The following is a 19,750-nucleotide window of genomic DNA, read 5'->3' as shown; positions in this document are numbered from 1 at the left end:
TTTGTTCCACATTTCCGATCAACAACCACGATCACGTTGTTGCGTATTCCATAATTCATTGGTGCCATTACCGTTTGTTGCGGATAAAGGCGCGTGAGGAGGAGACGGATGAGGTTTAAACGTACAGGCTCAGGTTCCCGTTTGCAGCGGAGTTATATGGTGTCATATTTGCTTATTTTTCTGATTCCGCTGATTGTGATTACTATTTTTATTTATCAAAGTGCTGTTAAAAGTCTACGTACTGAGATTGAGCAGTCCAATGTGAATCAGCTCAATCAGGTGCGGATGACAATTGATGGGCGGATGACAGAGCTACGTGATATTGCGATTCGGATGAGCTATGACAACAGTCTGACTCGCTATATGGTCAAGCATCCGTATTATAGCAGCGAAGCGATTAGGCGCTTGGATCAATATCGTGCCAATAGTGCGATTGTGGATGATCTGCTGCTGTATTTTCACAATGATTCAGTCATTTATTCGTCGGATGGATTAAGCGGGCTGAATGTGGTCTTCGGTAAAACCTATAGATTTACGAGTTGGGATCAGCAGGCGATCCGGCGTGATCTGAACGAAATCAAGTATCCTCTCACGCGTCCTGCGGAAGAAGTGAGCGTCAATTCGCGCCAATCATCGATGTTGGTACATATGGTGCCGATCAAGCCGACCGATGCGTATCCGTATGCAACCGTGGTGTATTTGATTAATGAATCGCGCCTGACCGGTATGATGGATTCGGTATTGAGCGACTTCAAGGGCAACAGTTATATTTTCGATAATAATGGTCATGTGCTGACGACTAATAATCATGATACACCGCCCACACCGTTAGAGCTGGGCAAACTATCAGAACTAAAGTCCGGTATTCATAATCTAGAGCTGAACGGCAAGCAGCAGTCGGTCGTAGCCGTGGAATCAGAGGAAAACGGCTGGACATATGTCACCACGATGCCAAGCGATCAGTTCTTTAGCCGTATCTTCCATGTGCAGACGCTGATTGTACTAATCTTCGCACTGGTAGCGCTGGCTGGTATTCCAGTAGCGGTTATGCTGGCAAGACGCCAATACGGTCCGCTACGCGATCTCGTGGAGTTCGCTCAGAGTCGCAGTGGTTCTACCACCTCCTCAAGTGGCAAAGCGTCTACACAGCCGCTAAATAACGAATGGGCATGGATTCGCCAGACCCTGCTGGATTACCGTGATCGTGTCGGCTTACAGGAGCCGTATGTGCGACATCAATGTCTATTGATGCTGATGAAGCACGGACAGCCGGATGATGTAGAGACGGCGCGATTGATCGACGGCTTGGGACTGCGGGAAGAGGGTCAACGTTATTTTGTCATGATCGTGTCGGGTGATACTCTGATCGCTCATCGTCCCGAATCAGCGTCAGAGCAGAGCAATGTGGAGCTGCTGGATGAAACATATAGTCCTTATTTGACGCTGCCGGACATTTTGAGCGAGGTGCAACTGGAAGCATTATCTGCCCACGTGTATGGCGTGGAATACTCATCCAGCAATCGATTAGCGCTTGCCGTTTGCTGGCAGCCGCAGGATGAGGATACAGCAGCCGATAGTATGACTGGGATTGTGGAAGCGGTGCGCGATATTGTGTACAAGCATTATGGCACGCGTCCGAATGTAGGTGTAGGTAATGTGTATGAGCAATTGGAAGCGATCAACCAATCGTTTATCGAAGCTGCCACTGCGATGGAATATCGGGTGAGTGGGGACGATGCGACTGTCATTTATTTTAATCAATTGCATGACGAAGACGATCGTCAAGGCAGCGGGCAATACTGGATTAGTAATGAATCGCTGCTGAAGCTGTCCCAGAGCTTGAAGCAGGGGAATATTCAGGTTGCGAGTCATATGATTCATGTGATCACGACAGGCGTGCATAGTGAGTCGCTACCATTGCCGCTGATGCGATGTATATTGTTTGATCTGCTCAATACGGTGCTACGTGCTGCGACAGATGCAGGCTTGTTAGGGAGTCTGCGTGATATGCCTCAGTTGTCGGCATTTGAAACGGCAGAGAAACTGGAAGGACGCTTGCAGCAATTGGCTGTACGTATCTGCGCATGTGCCGAGCATAAGCAGGAAACCGAACAGGTATCGCTTATGGATCGAGTGGTTGCGCATGTGCATGAGCAGTATTGCGATTATGCGCTCAGTCTGGAAGCCATATCGCAGCAATTTTCCATTTCGAGTTCGTATTTGAGCCGGACGTTCAAGGATAAGACAGGGCAGACGTTCTCCCAATATATTTGGCAGCTACGTCGAGATGAGGTGATTCGTCAGATTACGGAAACGGATGATCCGCTCAAGGATATTATTGTGAGGGTAGGGTATTTGGATACGGCTAACTTTATCCGTAAATTTAAAAAGGAAATGGGCTGTACACCGGGTCAATATCGCAAGCTGCATCATGGTAGTGAGGGAGAAGATAGCTTGCAGGTACGCGACTCCATTTCATGAGCTACGTAGAACAGAACCACGAAGTAGACAGGCAGAATGTAAATATTCACATCAAAAAAGGCAGCCCCATTATAAGGACTGCCTTTTTTTGGTTACACCATCATTTTACTCGTCATTGCTATGATCTACATCTAGACTCTTGCTCGCCTTTTACTGGCTTACCTGATCTATGGTAGAGTGGCTTATTTCAGCGAATAGGAATTAGAAGCTTCCATGATGTCGCTATATGCCCAGTGGGAGGACGGGACGTCTTTCCACGAAGTCGTACCAGCAGACAGATTAGCGGTTTTCTCCAGAATTTTGTTCAGGATTGTCACTGCTTGTGCACGGGTCAATGGTTGGTTTGGCTGGAAGCTTGCAGGTGTAATACCTTGCATCAGACCAGCGGTTACAACGCGTTTGATATCCGTTTCTGCCCAGTTGCCGTTAATATCACTAGCAAACGAGCTGCCTGTACCACTCAGACCTTGCCAGCGGCTAACAATAGCAGCCATTTCGGCACGTGTAATCAATTGAGCTGGTGCAAAGGTAGTACTTGTACGACCTTTCATCAGACCACTGGATTGCATCACGTCGATGGCTTGTTTTGCCCAGAAGCTGGACGATACATCGCTATAGTTCACTGTACCGGCTGTTCCTGTACCACCGCTTGCTTGCAGACGGTAGAGCAGGGATGCCATTTCGGCACGCGTAATGCCTTGATCTGGTCGGAACGTGTGGTCAGGGTAGCCTTGGATATAGGCTGGTTTCACTGTACCGCTTGTTCCGTTATCAGAATTGGTATTGCCAGTTGTCGTCGAGTTTGACGTATTGGAAGCATTCAGCTTATCCATATCGACAATCGTAAACGTACTGAATTTGTTAACAGTGAATTGCAGACCTGTTTCATTCGTGCCATAAGACACAACCGTTGGTTGAACCAGCTCGCGATCACCATCACTGTGCTCGATAAAGATACGCAGCTGTTGCAGCCATTGTTCGCGATCTGCTGCATTGGTTGGAATGACGCTGTTATCAACTGGCATAACAAGTTGTACCGGCTGATTTTGCAGGTTGGTTTCAATGGTCATCGGACGACCGACTACCGAGATGCTACCATTACCCAGCGCGTCTTTCACGATTTGCTCCTGCTTCGCGCGAGCAGCTACGGCATTTTGCTGTGCTGTCGTTTTCAGCGGAATAAAGTGGAAGTACAGATCGTTGTTTACATTCTTCAGAGAAGATGGTGCTACGGACAGCTTCACATCGTTGGTGCTGATTTCAAGATTCATGTCCGTATTTTTCAAATCCTGCGATACGTTTAGTGGCAAGGTTACATCGGTTTGAGCCACTTGATCTGCTGCATCTGGAACAACGAGGCGAACCGTTTGCTGTGCAGCGCTTTTCAGAGTATTGATCGCTTGCAGCATTGCTGCGGAATCGAATGTAATCTGATCTTGCATTTGACCGTTTGATTGTACCGAACGCGATACGCTTGCAGTCGAAGGAACGGTGTTTTTGCCTTTTCCATCATCCACGCTCAGCTTCAGGTCATTCGAACTGGAAGAAGACGTTTTGTCGGAATCTTTTACCGTTACATTGACTTCGGCAAACATATCCTGTTGATTCGCAACATACACGAGAATCGTCGCTGTTCCTTTGCCAACTGGTGTGACTACACCATCTTTGACGGTAGCAACTTGAGGATTGCTTGTTTTCCATACCAATTCAGTATGAGTTGCATTGTCAGGCATGATGTTTACTGTCAATGTTTGAGAAGAACCATTTTTCTTGAGATTGAGGGTGTTCTGATCCAATGACACGTTGCTGACCGGAATATCTTGTACTTCTGGAATGGAATAATCTTTGTCCAAGAAGTTCAATTTGGTCAGGTTTTGAGCCGGTTGAACAGAGCTAGTGTACCCTGTCAGATCAGGCAGGAACATGATGCCATACGCATAGTTTGTATTGCCTAATGCTCTGAATTGATTGGTAGATACGGGAACGTTATTCAGCAATGCTGCATCTGCTTCATACAGTTCAAATCCGTTTCTTCCATTCACATTGATATACAAGTTACCATATGGGCTAATTGTCATACCCAGCGTAGATACTGGATAAGTAGCTACCAGCTCTACATTGTCTGTCGAATTAGCAGGAAGACGCCAGATTTTGGAACCGGAAATTTCCATCTCATTTTGCGATACAGCATTGAAATATAGGCGATCTTGGCTGTCAAATGCCAAGCCATTGATGCTAATACCATCATTGGTAGATTCATCTACAGGTACAGTGTAGTATTGGCGGCTATATTCTTCAAAGTCGCTTTTATTCAACGTACCTTCTGCGCTATAACGCACATATTTACTACTTAATTTATAAATTGTATTGTCAGATACTTTGGTATAGAACAAATCGCCTTGTTTGTTAAGAGCGATCGCAACAATTTGATACGAATCGAACAGTTTCACTGTTTTGAATGTGGTAGTCGACACTTTGTATATACCGCGATCGTAATCGGTGTAATATACATCGCCATTGTAATATGCTAATCCAAATGGACGATTCATTTGTACTTTGGTAAGTTCGCTAGGTACTGCCTGAACGGTAAGAGTACGCGTCACTTCTTGGGCATCGTACTGCGATGTTGCTGGTATAGCGTAGTGAATGGTGTACGTACCTACTACATTTGTATCAATGCTTGGTGTAGGTGAGCCATTGAACATGTACGTTACTGTTGGAGTCACGATGTCAGGCACAACGCTTGCACCCGGATCTACAAATGTCTCTCCTTGATAGACGGACATTTCTGCTTTGCCATTCAAACTCAGTTGTGCTTTTACCGACACTGAGTTTTCTTGGTTTTTCTTAAACTTAGCACCTACATAGAATGAGCCATCAGGCGTAAAGAACATTCCGTATGCACCATAGTAATTATTGTTACTAATATCGGTTACATTCGACGAGCTAACAGGCAGGGAATTTAGTGTAGTTGCATTGATACGGTACAGCTTGTAATCTCCGCCACCGCTCATATACAGATTGCCTAATGGATCAATCGTAAAACTTGCAAAGTAGGTGGTAAAGTTGCTTAATACCACTTCAGGCGTTGTCGAACCTTGCGGCAGTTTTAGAATGGATTTGGTCGTATAATCCGAAAAGTACATATTATTCTGCGCATCTATCGCCAACCCATAGATGTAATTGTAATTGGCTGCATAGTAATAGACCGTTTTCTTCGCATTAAAACTGCTCTCACTCAGCGGCAGATTCTGAAGATCGGTGTGACTCACCTTGTAGATATTACGGTCACTGTCAACCGTGTAGAACAGGTCACCGTCTGTATTTAGTGCCACTGCCATAAAAGAACTACCCGAGCTGACAATGGTTTCTACTTTGCCACTATACAGATTTACTCTAGCAAGACCTGTTTGGCGTTGTGCAACATATACATAATCTCCATATTGAGCCATACCGTATGCAGACGGTATCGAAATCGTCGACAGATCCACATAGTCGCCTACTGCAACAATGTTTACTGTGCGAGTAACCTCGTCCGCGATACGATCATCTGGAGTAGTTACGTTGTAGTGAATCACATACGTACCTACTGTGTTCGTATCGATTGCATCAACCGACTGACTATTCAGTGTATACGTTACCTTTGCGGTAAGGTCATTGTATACATCATCCTGTACAGTCGTTCCAGAATCAACAAATGAAGTGCCGACTTTCATGCGGACACTCGCATCGTCAATTAAGGAAATCACCGGTTTGTTCGTTGTTGCATTCGTAGTAGCAGTGCCCCCGCCGCCACCAGAAGTAGAGGTAGTGCTGTTCTCGGTGGAAGTGGAAGACTCTTCCGTCGAGTAGGTGTTGGATGTAACGGTGCTGTTGTTACTGGATGTTTCGTTGTTACTTGTATTACTTGTCGTTGTGCTCGATGTATTGTCATCGGCATACACAGACGTTACTGCTGTGCCCGGCAAAGCGATCAAAGCTGCCAGACACAAGATCATCCATTTTTTCATATGCTGTCCCCTTTATTGCATATTTAATCTTGTTTCCGCAAATATATTATCGGTAGGTATGTTACTTTTTATTAACTCAATAAGTCTTTTTTTTGAAAATCTTTGATACAAGTTTTTATGTTTCTGTACAAAGCTTGATTTCTTCTAAAAAAATGCAAACTATATTTTAAACAAAATATTTGCTGGAAATCTTTAATGATGCTACTTGAAGAAAGGCGGCAAGCAATATAAAAAGACAGCCCGGTTAAGACTGTCTTGGAAATATTATTGTATACAGTCGCCATATCATCATGTACAGATCGAATAGGAGAAGGAGAATATATCGAATAACACAACATAAGCATCTGCATATTTATGCGTATTACAGGAAGAATTCAATACTGATATTGGCTGCTTTTCTAGCGATCATATGCCGTTTGGTGTATCTTGATGATCTGGAGTTGGCGAGAACAGCTCATGCTCAAGCAGATTTTCCCTTTACAGATGAATTCATACAAAAACACAAAAACCACCTTTACGAGATCAGTACCAGCAGTGAATAGGCTGGATTCTCTCGAAGGTGGTTTTTGTTACCATTCTTTTCGCTTATACAATGTTACCTTATTTCAACGAGTAGGAGTTGGAAGCTTCCATAATATCTGCATATGCCCAGTGGCTGGATGGTACATCCTTCCACGGTGTTGGACGAGCAGATAGTACTGCTGTTTTCTCCAAAATCTTGTTGAGGATCGTGACTGCTTGTGCACGAGTCAACGGTGCATTCGGCTGGAAGCTAGATGGGCTAATGCCTTGCATCAGACCTGCTGTCAGCACGAGCTTGATCTCGCGTTCTGCCCAGTGACCATTGATGTCTTTTGCGAATGTGGTACCGCCTTGACCGCTAAGACCTTGCCAGCGGCTCAAAATGATCGCCATTTCCGCGCGAGTGAGGGGCTTGGATGGTGCAAACGTACCGTTTGGCAAGCCGCTCATCAGTCCAGCAGACTGCATGGATTGAATCGCTTGATTTGCCCAGAAGCTAGATGATACATCCTTGAAGCTTTTCACGGTTCCTGCATTGCTGCTTGTTGCTTGCAAACGATAGAGCAGGGAAGCGAGCTCTGCACGAGTCAGGCTGTTGTTTGGACGGAATGTTCCATCCGGGTAGCCTTCAATATAAGCAGGTTTAACGATACCGCTTGTATTGGCAGGGTTCGTACCTGTTACAGGTGTAGTATCCGTGGTCGTAGGAGTCGAAGCGCTACTCACTTGCATCACGGTAAACGTACTAAATTTGCTTGTATTGATTTTCAAAAGAGTATTGCCGGAATCATCAGTAATTTCGATAGGCTTGATAAATTCCTGGCTACCGTCACTATGCGCTACATAGACATACAGATCTTTCACGACGGAAAGGCTCGGTACTTTAACGGTATCTAGTGGGATCAATACATCGACAGGTCTATTCTGGAAGTTCGTAACGATGTCGATTGGTTGGCTAACAGCAGACAGATCACCATTGCCAACAATTTGTTTTACAAGTTCCATGTTTGCGGCGCGTAGTTTCTGGTTGATCATGTCTTTGTACGTATCAAGTACATTGATGTTGAGTTTGATATCTTGATTGACATTAAGCATGGAACTGGATGGGATGGAAAGCTGAATCTTATTCGTATTAATGTTCAAGTTCATGTCATTGTTGCTGATGGCATGGGATACATTCACCGGCAAGTTAATATCGGTATTCAAATTCAAATTGTCGATGGTAGGGATATTCAAGCGAACAGTCGATTCATTCATGCTTTTCAGCAAATTGATGGCAGATGGCATGGTGTCTGCATCAAATGTGATCGTACGCAATGTACTGCCATCGAATTGAGTGGAGCGGGATTCGCTAGCTGTGGAAGGCACGTACGTTTTACCTACGCCACCATCTACGCCTAGTTTGATTAAGCTGTTCGTTTTCTTTTTGTCATCTTTTACGATCACAGGCTCTATGATCACAGGCTTCGCATTGACTGTAATCGTCGCTGTATCGGACACATCGGGCTGGTTCGCTACATAGACGGAGATCTCTGCCGTTCCTTTGCCGACTGGAGTCACGATACCGTTTTGAACCGTAGCTACTTGTTCATTACTGCTTTTCCAAACAAGCTGTGTATCTGTCGCATTAGCTGGCAGAGTGCTTGCAGTGAGCAGAGCAGGGAGATCACCTTCTGTAAACGTAAGCGTCGATTGATTCAGCTTAACACTTGTGACTGCACGGGAGTCCAAGAAGCTAAGTTTTTTCAACGTTGGAGTCTCTACTAAGCTAGTGTAGCCTGTAAGATCTGGCAGGAATACAACACCGTACGATTGCTTGATATCACCGATTGATTTGAATTGAGTGGCAGATATCGGAAGATTATTCAGTAAGGAAGCATCCGCTTTATACAGACCAGTGAATCCTACATTCACATACAGGTTGCCCAGAGGGCTAATGGTCAGACCGTACGCTCTTGCTGGATACGTAGCTACCAGCTCAGGAGTGGTTGCAGAATCGGAAGGGAAACGCATGATGTTAGACTTGGATCGTAGCTCATTTTCCATTTGCACCGCGAAGTACAGACGGTCGTTCTGATCAAAAGCCAAGCCTTTGATAGACGTTGAATACGAATCATTGGATGTGTCCAATGGTGCTTTGTAATACGTTTTGCTGTAATCTGCAAGATCTTCGTCATACAATGGCAGTCTATCTGGATCGCTCACATAAGAATGATCCAATTTGTAAATCGTGTCTTGACCTTCAAGCGAGTAGAACATATCGCCATTTTTATTGAACGCAATTGCTACTACAATCGTATTATTGGTTTTGGTAATTGGTGTAACTTTAAATGTTTTGGTTGAAATTTTGGAAATGCCAAGAGCAAAATCGGCATAATAGACATCGCCATTATAATAAGCAAGTCCCAACGCATTATTCACTTGCACCTCACTCAATTGTGATGGTCCAGGTTGAACGGTGACTTCACAAGTCACTTCTTTGGCGACATACTGTGATGAAATCGAAGCATTATAATGAATGATATACGTACCCACAACACTCGTGTCGACGCTTGGAACGGAGACACCATTCAATGTGTACGTTACAGTCTGTTTCAGACCATCGTATTTACTTGGCGTAACGGTTACACCCGGATCTAAGAAGGTATCATATTGAGTAACCGTGATTTTTGAGGGTGCATTCAGCGTAATGACTGGAATAAGTGTAGATCCTGAATTCTTTGTAAAAGAGGGACCGATATACGATGTACCATCTGGTGTAAAAAACATGCCGTAAATGCGATTATAATTAGCGTTGTTGATATTCACAAGACTATTTGCGTCAAGAGGGAGGGATTGAAGCAAACTGGAATTGATCCGGTACAATTTGCTATCTCTGCCGCCTGCATACAAATTGCCAAGTGGATCTATAGTGAGGCTGACAAAGGAGGTGGAGAAACCACTCAGTACCGTTTGCGGAGTGAGTGAATTGACAGGCAGCTTCACAATACCTTTAGAACTGAAATCCGTGAAATAGAGGTTATTCTGGTTATCAAACGTCAGACCATAAAATGATTGGTAATTATTAGAGGAGAAATACACACTCTTTTTAGCATTGAAATCACTTTCGCTCAGAGGAAGATTGTCCAGATTACTGTGATTCAATTGGTAGATGGTAGAGCCGCCGTCCACGGTATAAAAAAGATTACCGGCAGAATCAAGCGCGACCGCCATAAAGGATTGGTTGGAGCTAATGATCGTTTCAATTTTGCCACTATACAGATTGACGCGTGCTAATCCAGTTTCACGCTGTGCAACATAGACATAATCTTCGTGATAAGTCATTCCGTAAGCATTAGGTACGTAAATACTGGACAAATCGATATAATCGCCAACATTTACAATACTTACCGTACGTGTAACTTCATTCGCAACACGGTCGTCAGAAGTGGTCACATTGTAGTGAATCACGTAAGTGCCTGTTGCATTAGTATTGATGGAATCAACCGGTTGGTTATTGAGTGTATACGTTACCTTTGCGGAGAGGTCATTGTATACATCGTCCTGTACCGTTGTGCCTGGATCAGCAAACGTTGTACCAATCTTCATACGAACACTGCTGTCGCCAATCAGATTGATAATTGGTTGGTTCGTTGTAGCGGCTGTAGTTACTGTACCGCCGCCTCCAGAAGTCGAAGGATTTGTATTCTCGGTAGATGTTGAAGAATTGTTTGTTGAGTACGTATCCGATGAAACCGTACTGTTGTTGCTCGTTGTATCCGTGTTTGTCGTCGTCGATGTATCGTTATCATCGGCATAGACAGGTGTAGCTGCTGCGCTCGGCAGGGCGATCATAATCGCCAAACACCAAATCATCCATTTTTTCATATGCTGTCCCCTTTAATTGCATATTTAATCTTGTTTCCGCAAATATATTATCGGCGGTTATGCTATTTTTTATTAACTCGATAAGTCTTTTTTTGAAAATTCTTGATACAAGTGTTTATATTGTTGTACAAATATCTATATAGTTCAAGCGAGACACAAACTGTATTTGATACAAAATATTTGCTTACTACCTTTCTTGGTGACGCTTTAAAAGAGGTAGTAAGCAATATAAAAAGGCAGCCCGTCAAGAGCTGCCTTGGAAAATGCTAATCTATTCCGTGTACATACTATCATATATAGATTCGAGAAAAGCAGAATATTCATCCAATATTATAATATAAGATTCTGCATATTTATGCGTTGGATAGGATGAATTCTTGACCCATATTAGCTGTTTTTCCAGCGATCATAAGCTGTTTGGTAAATCTCGATGATCCGGTCGCTACCCATTTGTTTCACTGTAGCGAGATAGTTGTCCCAGCCAGTGAGTGGCTCTTGACCAGTAACGAATTTGGCTTCCATCTGCTGGATGTACGTATCCATATCGGCGCGTAGACTGGAAATCTCTGCTTGTTCCTCTTGCGTCAGATACAGGATCGGGAATGGAGGCTGCGGATCATAGGCGAGGATTTTCTCCTCATTTTGCTTGTCTACCCACATATCAAAATCTTCCTTCAATCCTTTTTGCAAATCCTGACTCAGCAGGGTAGGAGCAGGTGTGCCATAGTTCGGCGTCAACGTACCGCGATAGTCTTCACGGCTGTTATATTCGCTCGGTAACGGCTTCCACTTCTTCGTATGATCTTCTTTGTTGACGGTCTCGTACATTAGACCTTCCGGTCCTTTGTCAAACAGCATGGCGCCGTCATAGCTGTACATATAGTCAACCCAGCGCAAGGAAGCTTCGGGAGCCGGATTGCTTTCGGTAATCGCGAATGCACCAGTGGATAGACCCGGATGCACGGCTACAGCAGGCTTATCGACAGCATCACTTTTCACTGGAATGAACATCGGATCTTTGGTCGTTGGTTTGCCGCCATGGGTGAAGTATGCGTGCCAATCTTGGAACAGACCGAGCTGGTTATTAGCGCCTTTTGCCTTTTTCTGGTCTGGTGTTTGTGAGAAGGTTTCGTGATCCAGCAGATTCTCGCTCCACAGACGGTTCATATAGGTCAGGAATTCACGATAACCATCTTCCGTACGGGCAAAATGCACTTTGCCGTTGGCATCGTTGTAGATGTCTTCCCCATAGATGCCCCATGCGCCCAGCAGCCATGAACGAATATCGTCCAGCTTAACGGAGGCGAGTGGAATTTCGTCCTTTTTGCCATTGCCATTCGGATCTTCATCACGGAAGCGTACGAGCAGATCATACAGCTCATCTGTCGTGGTTGGGAGATCGGTATCTTTTACATTTAGCGCTTCCAAGAAGTCGCCGTTATACCACATTGGACTGCGATACCAGATGCTCTGCTCATTGATAACCGGCAGGGAGTAGATATGTCCGTCTGGTGTGGTGATCGACTTGCGGATCTCAGGATGCTCGTCGAGTACTTTTTTCAGGTTCGGCGCGTAACCATTGTCGATCAGGTCTTCTAGCGGCAGCAGAATGCCTTGACTGCCGTAATTGACTTCATCCGCCTGTGTTAGCGAAGAGGCGTAGAAGATGTCTGGATATTCACCACTGGCGAATACCAGATTCTTTTTCGTTTCAAAGCTATCCAGCGGCGGGTTTTCGAACTGGAAGGAGATATTGCTTAGCTTTTCCATTTCCTGAAAAGCGGGCATGTCTTTCCAGTTTTGCATCCCTACGTCTGGTCCCATCATACTGAGCGTAATCTTTTCCTTAACAATCGGGAAGCCTTCTTTGCTCACATTGGCAGCCGATTCGGCGCTGCCCACCTGCGGTTCAGCGGAGCCGGAGCAGCCGGCAAGAATGGAGGTGCCGAGAATAAAAGACATGACCAGCGCAGCTGTTTTGGGCGCTTTGAACCGGGCGAACATCGATTGGGATGAATCGGATTGAACACGGGATGGGTGAGTCATATTATTCCTCCTTCAAAGTGGGTTGGAGCCAATAATGCTTTGGAAATGACTTGACGAGATTATCCTTTGACAGAGCCGATCATGACACCCTGTACGAAGTAACGTTGTAAGAATGGATAGATGGCGATAATCGGCAACGTGGATACGATGATGACTGCATATTTCAGTAGAGCGGCTGCATCGGCGCGCGCATTCATTGCCATCGCGGCTTCCCCGCTCGTTGCAGCCCCAATGCCACTACCCGTCATTTCTTGCAAAACGAGAATCTGACGCAGTACCATTTGCAGCGGGTACTTCGATTCGTCATTTAAGTATACCAGTGCGTTAAAATAACTGTTCCAGTGACCAACACCGTAGAACAGTGCCATGACCGCGATAATGGGTGCGGACAGCGGAACGACGATTTTCCAGAACAGCCGCAGATTCGTACAGCCGTCGATATGAGCAGCTTCCTGCAATTCTTTTGGAATCGTGGACTGGAAGAAGGTACGGGCGACGATAATATTCCAGACGGATGCAGCACCCGGTAGAATTAGCGCCCACATCGTGTTGACCATGCCCAGATTTTTGACAAGCAGGTAGGTTGGGATCAGACCACCACTGAAAAACATCGTGACCAGAAACATTCCCATAAAAAATCCTCTGCCCACAAAATCAGATCGGCTCAGCGCATATGCGGCTGGAATGGTCACGATTAGATTGACCAGCGTACCGACGACGGTATACAAAATCGTATTGCCATAGCCCTGCCAGATTGATTGATTCTCAAACACACGTTGATACCCTTCAAACGTAATGCCCTTCGGAAACAGCCACATCTCACCGGAATTGACATACGTTGGCGAGCTGATGGAGGCGCTGACGATATAAACAAGCGGATACAGTACACAAGTGAGGGCAATCGCCAGATAAATATAGTTAAAGATGAGAAAGACGCGGTCGGACGGGCTTTCCTTAATCGCAGATGCCATAATCAAATTCCTCCTTCACTCGGTAATATCGCGACGGGATTACCAGAGACTATTTTCGCTCGTCTTACGGGCAACCTGATTGACAGCGATCAGCAGTACCGCATTGACCACCGAGTTGAATAAACCGACGGCGGTAGAGAAGCTGTACTGTACATTGAGTAAACCAGTACGATACACGAAGGTATCAATGACATCAGAAGAACTCATATTGAGCGGATTTTGCAGTAGCAATATTTTCTCAAAGCCGACGCCGAGAATACTGCCCACATTCAAAATGAGCAAAATAGTAATCGTCGGGATGATCGTCGGAATATTGATACTCAAAATGCGACGCCAGCGACTCGCTCCATCAACGATGGCAGCTTCATGCAGCTGCGGATCAACAGCGGATAGAGCAGCAAGGTAGATGATGGTTCCCCAGCCCGTACTTTGCCAGACGCCGGATAACACATACATCGTCTTGAACCATGCAGGATCGGTAAGGAATGAAGGAGAAGCAAAGCCGAGCCATTCGATCATTTTTACGATAATACCTGTGGAAGGCGAGAGGAAGGTAACGATAATCCCCGCCATGACGACCACTGAGATAAAATGCGGAGCGTACGTGACCGTTTGGACAGTACGCTTGAACCAGCCATTTTTGATCTCGTTAAAAGCAAGTGCTAACAGAATTGGTAATGGAAAACCGACGATGAGCTGGTAGAGCGAGATGGTTAGTGTATTTTTGATCAGATCCCAGAAGTAGTATGAATGGAAGAAGCGGATAAAATGGTCGAAGCCGACCCACGGACTTTCTGTAATGCCTCGTGCGGGCATAAAGTTTTTGAAGGCGATCTGGATGCCATACATCGGTCCGTAATGAAAGATCAGGAAGTACAGGAAGGCGGGAGCGATTAACAGGTACAACTCCCAGTTGCGCGAAATTCGTTTCCATCTGCCTTGACGTTGATCCCGTACCGAGGATTGGGACAGCCGGTCGACTTGAACCGTATCGGACATATTCTTTTGCATCCTATTCCTCCTTTGCAATGGGTGACGTTTGCCTGCGAATGTGGGCTTCGACAAGATTGCCGAAAGCGGTATCGCGTTGAGGCTATTGTAAGGAAACCTGCAATGAAGCGTAAATATGTAGAATGTGCTGCCGTGTTTGATACATAATACTGAATCAGACTTTTGTACCTGCATATATGAGGATATACAAGCAAGAGCGATAGACCATTACAGACCTGTAGAAAGCCCAGTACGACAAGCAATATGTGAAATATGACGTCATGATTGGCTTATTGTATAGCGATATATAGAGGAGATAAAGGCATATGCAATTAATGAAAACGCTATCATAAATAACATTCTCATTTTGATGTAAGTTGGTTGCGTTTACACATGTGAGGTATGAGTGAGTAGGCAGTCGTGAACATTGTTCACTGCTGTCCTATATTGCTTGTTGGTATGCGTTTCTATCTCAAATGAATGCACAGCGCAATATACATACACCATTACGATCATAGCAACATATCGTGGATTGGTAATTACACAAATGATCATCGCGAATTCAAGGATTCACGTTTAGTTGCCCTATGGATACGTCTAAGTAATAGATAGAAACAATAACATCATGATCTGAATTTTATGAAATGAGGGTGAAACGCATGAGCGATTATTATAACAAGGTAATGGAAAAGATTGTGGGCGTATTTATCGACGAGCAGCATGCGGTACAAACGATTCGAGATCTCAAGGTAGCTGGCTTCGAGGAACGTGATATATCGGTATTGGCAAAAGACGCAGAGGACGCGCGTCTGATTGAACAGGAAACGGGTGTAGACATTGAAGCAGAACGGCAATCCAGTATGTCGGAAACGACGGTGTTCGGTGGATTGGCAGGCATGCTGGCGGGCATTGGTACATTTGCCATTCCGGGTGTGGGACCGATTCTGGCAGCGGGTCCAATCATTGGTATGTTCACTGGCGCACTGTTTGGTGCTGGAGCTGGCGGATTGATTGGTGCTTTGATCGGCTATGGACTATCGGAAGAAGATGCTCATCGGTATCATGATCAGTTGGGCGATGGAAACATTCTGATTCTGGTTGCCGAATCAGCAGGACGGACGACAGAAGTGTATCGTATTTTCCGTAAAAATCATGCCGCCAATGTACAGGATACGCAGGAATAGAATCTTAGCGGCAGTTGTTTGTCAGGTTTGTTTAAAAAGAAAATTCAAGGTTAATAGTAGACTGAGTGCGCAATCATTCGCACGGTTTACGGTTCATCAAGATAGTGAAAACTGAAAGATAACTACGCGTGAATGCGAAGGAGGAAACATCATGTTGAACAACGAGCACAACCGTAATGACAATCTTCAGGACGAAACCCGTAAAATCGTAGGTGTATTTGTAAATGAGGAAGAAGCAAGTCAAGCTATCCGTAATCTAAAGGATGAAGGCTTCTCATCGGACGATATTTCCATCGTCGGTAAAAATCGCCGTGATATGCGTGAATTGAGCGATGAAACAGGCACCAAAGCACCGGAAGGTCTGGCTACAGGCGCAGCAACGGGCGGTGTGATTGGTGGAGTCGCGGGTCTGCTGGCAGGGCTGGGAATCGCCGCAATTCCAATCTTTGGACCGATTATGGCAGCAGGTCCGATTGCTGTAGCACTTACAGGTGCAGCAGCAGGCGCGGGTGCAGGTGGGCTCGTAGGTGGATTGATTGGTCTAGGTATTCCAGAAGAAGAAGCTCGTGAATACGAAACCAACATTAATGAAGGTAACATTCTGGTGATGGTGGATAGTGCGGCAGGTAACCGCAGTCGGATCTATGATATTTTCCGACGTAACAATGCAACGAATAGCCGTTACTTTGATAACACATCCGCTACGACTAGCGTAACTGATGTTACATCCACACCACCGATCAAAACGAATGATGAGCATGTGAGCGGTGTATTTACAACGGAAGAATCGGAGCAACGTCTGCACCGTAACGATCCAACAATTCAGGATCGCAATCTGTCAGACCGCAATCAGCTCAATGATACTCCAAATGACCGTAATATGCGCGAAACCCTGCCAATGATGGACGGTCAGGAGGATCGCGATATGCTGAACGAGCCGATTCGTCATACCGAGAACGATGGATTGGATGCAGCCAATCGTCGTCTGAATCAGGACGATCCGGGTACAAGTCAGGCAGCACTGGAAGCACAGCGTCTCAATCGTACTGGTCAACCGGTTGATCGTGATCTTGATACAACGACAACCACGACTGGTATGGGAACCACGGGAGCCATGGGCGCTAATATGGACAATACGGAAACAGTACGCGATACTGATTATGACCGTACGGCACAGGATGAGTCGCTACGTGATAAAAGCAAAGACCTACTAGAGCGTGGCAAAGACAAAATTGACCGTATGCGTAAATAATATCGATCTTCATTCATAAAAGAGGGTTTCCATCATTGATGTTCATTCTTGATCGTCCATGATGATGGATAAAGATGAAGGAATACAGCAAAGATGACCAGATAGTTGTTTGTAGCTATCTGGTCATCTTTTTTTCAATATAACAAAAAGAAAATAACCTTTGACGCTTAGCACAAAGGATTATATACTCAAATTGTTGTTTATATACAATTCCTATGAGCTTAATAGGTTATGTTTATAAATGAAGAGTGCGGAAGTAATATACCAGTACTGTATCAGGGTTTGTCATTTTATTGACCAATGGTCTAAAAGAAGAACAGGAGCATAATCATGACTTTATATAACAATACAATGGATTTGATCGGCAATACGCCGCTGGTAGAGATTCATACGTATGATTTGCCGCGTGGTATTCGCTTGTTCGCCAAGCTGGAATTCATGAATCCGGGCGGAAGTGTAAAGGATCGTGTTGGTCGTGCGCTGGTTAAGGAAGCGCTCGCTACCGGTAAGCTGAAGCGTGGAGGCACCCTTGTAGAAGCAACCGCAGGTAATGCAGGGATCGGATTAGCGATGGCGGCGATTCACGAAGGCATTCGTGTTATTTTTGCTGTGCCAGAAAAATTTAGTATCGAAAAGCAGACTTTAATGAAGGCGCTTGGTGCTGAGATCGTGCATACGCCAACAGCCCATGGTATGCGTGGTGCGATTGAGAAGGCGCGCGAGTTGGAGGCAGAGATTCCGGGCGCATATTGCCCAAGTCAATTTTCCAATCCAGACAATCCCAAAGCATATTATGAAACGATGGGACCGGAAATCTGGAACGATCTGGACGGCAAAGTCGATGTGTTCGTAGCAGGTGCAGGTTCTGGCGGCACATTCATGGGTACATCGCGTTATCTAAAAGAACAGAATCCACAGCTGAAAACGGTCATCGTGGAGCCAGAAGGTTCGATTCTAAATGGAGGTCCATCCGGCTCTCACAAAACGGAAGGGATCGGCATGGAAATGATTCCAGATTTTATCGACAAATCGTATTTCAATGCCATTCATACAATTACAGATGAAGATGCGTTCAACCGAGTAGCGGAATTGGCACGACGGGAAGGTTTGCTGATCGGTAGCTCGGCAGGCTCGGCATTGCACGCCGCACTGCTGGAAGCAGAGCAAGCACCGGATGGTGCGCATATCGTTACGATATTCCCAGATAGCAGCGAACGTTATCTGAGCAAGAAAATTTACGAGGGAGGCATTTAATATGAAACGCAAAACAAAACTCATTCACGCTGGTATTACTGGCGATTCCCATACAGGCGCGGTTAGCGTTCCGATCTATCAGGTTAGTACGTATGAGCAGGAAAGCATCGGTGTGCATCAAGGGTATGAGTATTCCCGTACTGGCAATCCGACTCGCTTCGCTCTGGAAGAACTGATCAAGGATCTGGAAGAAGGACAGCGCGGCTTTGCCTTTGGTTCTGGTATGGCGGCGATTCATGCGGTATTCACTCTGTTTAACACAGGCGACCATGTGCTGCTGACGGATGATGTATACGGGGGTACGTATCGTATCTTTACCAAAGTGTTGACGCGTCTAGGCATCGAATCTACATTTGTCGATACGACCGATCTGGAAGCGGTGAAGCAGGCGATTCAGCCTAACACCAAAGCCATTTATATCGAGACACCAACCAATCCATTGCTGAAAGTAACTGATATTCGCGCGATCTCCGACCTTGGTCATGAGCACAATCTGCTGGTAGTTGTAGATAATACGTTTGCAACACCATACTGGCAAAATCCGCTTGTACTCGGCGCAGACATCGTGCTGCACTCCGCGACCAAATATTTGGGCGGACATAGCGATCTCGTAGCTGGATTGGCTGTGGTGAACAGCGATAAGCTGGGAGACGAGCTGCACTTTATCCAAAATGCGGTGGGCGGTATTCTCGGTCCGCAGGATTCTTGGCTGCTCATTCGCGGTATCAAAACACTCGGTCTGCGTATGGAAGCGATTGAGCGCAATGCACATGAGATTGTGAAGTTCCTAGATCAGCATGATAAAGTGAGCAAAGTATATTATCCGGGTCTGGAACAACATCCACAGCATAAGCTGGCATCGGAGCAAGCTGAAGGATTTGGCGGTATCATTTCGTTTGATGTGGGTAGCAATGAAAAAGCAGAGCGTCTGCTGAGCCGACTGCATTACTTCACACTCGCAGAAAGTCTGGGCGCTGTGGAAAGTCTGATCTCCGTACCGGCACGGATGACGCATGCGTCTATTCCAGAAGAACGTCGTGCTGAGCTGGGGATTACGCCGGGTCTGGTACGTATCTCGGTTGGGATCGAGGATGTAGAGGATCTGATCGACGATCTGCGCGCAGCGCTGGAAGATTGATCGTTTACAGCTCACTACACGGCATGTATCATTAA

At 45.6% G+C, this 19,750-nt stretch carries 10 protein-coding genes; 5 read left to right on the top strand and 5 right to left on the bottom strand.

Translation table 11 applies throughout. The annotated features are described in order from the left end of the window. The first annotated feature begins 108 nt into the window (after window positions 1-108). Window positions 109-2,481, top strand: a complete 2,373-nt coding sequence (locus ABXR35_RS08840) for a helix-turn-helix domain-containing protein (RefSeq protein WP_367058348.1) — start codon at window positions 109-111, stop codon at window positions 2,479-2,481. A gap of 182 nt (window positions 2,482-2,663) precedes the next feature. On the opposite strand, the gene ABXR35_RS08835 is transcribed toward ABXR35_RS08840, so the two are convergent. From ABXR35_RS08835 to ABXR35_RS08815, 5 genes are all read right to left on the bottom strand, one after another. Then, a complete protein-coding gene (locus ABXR35_RS08835) occupies window positions 2,664-6,491 on the bottom strand; it encodes an S-layer homology domain-containing protein (RefSeq protein WP_367058342.1) in 3,828 nt (1,275 codons plus the stop codon). 600 nt (window positions 6,492-7,091) lie between these two features. Continuing rightward, on the bottom strand, window positions 7,092-10,880 hold the full coding sequence (locus tag ABXR35_RS08830) for an S-layer homology domain-containing protein (RefSeq protein WP_367058339.1): 3,789 nt from the start codon (window positions 10,878-10,880) through the stop codon (window positions 7,092-7,094). 387 nt (window positions 10,881-11,267) lie between these two features. Next, a complete protein-coding gene (locus ABXR35_RS08825; RefSeq protein ID WP_367058336.1) occupies window positions 11,268-12,926 on the bottom strand; it encodes a type 2 periplasmic-binding domain-containing protein in 1,659 nt (552 codons plus the stop codon). A gap of 59 nt (window positions 12,927-12,985) precedes the next feature. After that, the gene (locus ABXR35_RS08820) at window positions 12,986-13,897 is read right to left on the bottom strand and encodes a carbohydrate ABC transporter permease (protein WP_367058333.1); all 912 of its coding nucleotides are present in this window, start codon (window positions 13,895-13,897) and stop codon (window positions 12,986-12,988) included. 39 nt (window positions 13,898-13,936) lie between these two features. Next, window positions 13,937-14,908, bottom strand: a complete 972-nt coding sequence (locus ABXR35_RS08815; protein WP_367058330.1) for an ABC transporter permease — start codon at window positions 14,906-14,908, stop codon at window positions 13,937-13,939. A 638-nt stretch (window positions 14,909-15,546) separates the two neighbouring features. Here ABXR35_RS08815 and ABXR35_RS08810 point away from each other — a divergent pair. From ABXR35_RS08810 to ABXR35_RS08795, 4 genes are all read left to right on the top strand, one after another. Beyond that, complete coding sequence (locus ABXR35_RS08810) at window positions 15,547-16,071, top strand: general stress protein (RefSeq protein ID WP_367058327.1); 525 nt, start codon at window positions 15,547-15,549, stop codon at window positions 16,069-16,071. A 151-nt stretch (window positions 16,072-16,222) separates the two neighbouring features. Beyond that, a complete protein-coding gene (locus tag ABXR35_RS08805) occupies window positions 16,223-17,323 on the top strand; it encodes a YflT domain-containing protein (RefSeq protein ID WP_367058324.1) in 1,101 nt (366 codons plus the stop codon). A gap of 330 nt (window positions 17,324-17,653) precedes the next feature. Beyond that, window positions 17,654-18,577 carry a PLP-dependent cysteine synthase family protein gene (locus ABXR35_RS08800; protein WP_367058321.1) on the top strand — a complete coding sequence of 308 codons (924 nt, stop codon included), beginning with the start codon at window positions 17,654-17,656 and terminating at the stop codon, window positions 18,575-18,577. A gap of 1 nt (window position 18,578) precedes the next feature. Next, window positions 18,579-19,715: a bifunctional cystathionine gamma-lyase/homocysteine desulfhydrase gene (locus tag ABXR35_RS08795; protein ID WP_367058319.1), complete on the top strand. Its 1,137-nt coding sequence runs from the start codon at window positions 18,579-18,581 to the stop codon at window positions 19,713-19,715. The last annotated feature ends 35 nt before the right edge of the window (window positions 19,716-19,750 follow it).

It is taken from the genome of Paenibacillus sp. JQZ6Y-1 (assembly GCF_040719145.1).
Lineage (GTDB): Bacteria > Bacillota > Bacilli > Paenibacillales > Paenibacillaceae > Saccharibacillus > Saccharibacillus kandeliae.
Note: the sequence above shows the minus strand (reverse complement) of the source record. Positions and strands in the feature narration are given on the sequence as shown.

Coding starts and splice junctions, on each gene's coding strand:
- ABXR35_RS08830 (WP_367058339.1), bottom strand. CDS start 10,880: ATGAAAAAATGGATGATTTGGTGTTTGGCGATTATGATCGCCCTGCCG.
- ABXR35_RS08825 (WP_367058336.1), bottom strand. CDS start 12,926: ATGACTCACCCATCCCGTGTTCAATCCGATTCATCCCAATCGATGTTC.
- ABXR35_RS08795 (WP_367058319.1), top strand. CDS start 18,579: ATGAAACGCAAAACAAAACTCATTCACGCTGGTATTACTGGCGATTCC.
- ABXR35_RS08820 (WP_367058333.1), bottom strand. CDS start 13,897: ATGGCATCTGCGATTAAGGAAAGCCCGTCCGACCGCGTCTTTCTCATC.
- ABXR35_RS08800 (WP_367058321.1), top strand. CDS start 17,654: ATGACTTTATATAACAATACAATGGATTTGATCGGCAATACGCCGCTG.
- ABXR35_RS08835 (WP_367058342.1), bottom strand. CDS start 6,491: ATGAAAAAATGGATGATCTTGTGTCTGGCAGCTTTGATCGCTTTGCCG.
- ABXR35_RS08810 (WP_367058327.1), top strand. CDS start 15,547: ATGAGCGATTATTATAACAAGGTAATGGAAAAGATTGTGGGCGTATTT.
- ABXR35_RS08805 (WP_367058324.1), top strand. CDS start 16,223: ATGTTGAACAACGAGCACAACCGTAATGACAATCTTCAGGACGAAACC.
- ABXR35_RS08815 (WP_367058330.1), bottom strand. CDS start 14,908: ATGCAAAAGAATATGTCCGATACGGTTCAAGTCGACCGGCTGTCCCAA.
- ABXR35_RS08840 (WP_367058348.1), top strand. CDS start 109: ATGAGGTTTAAACGTACAGGCTCAGGTTCCCGTTTGCAGCGGAGTTAT.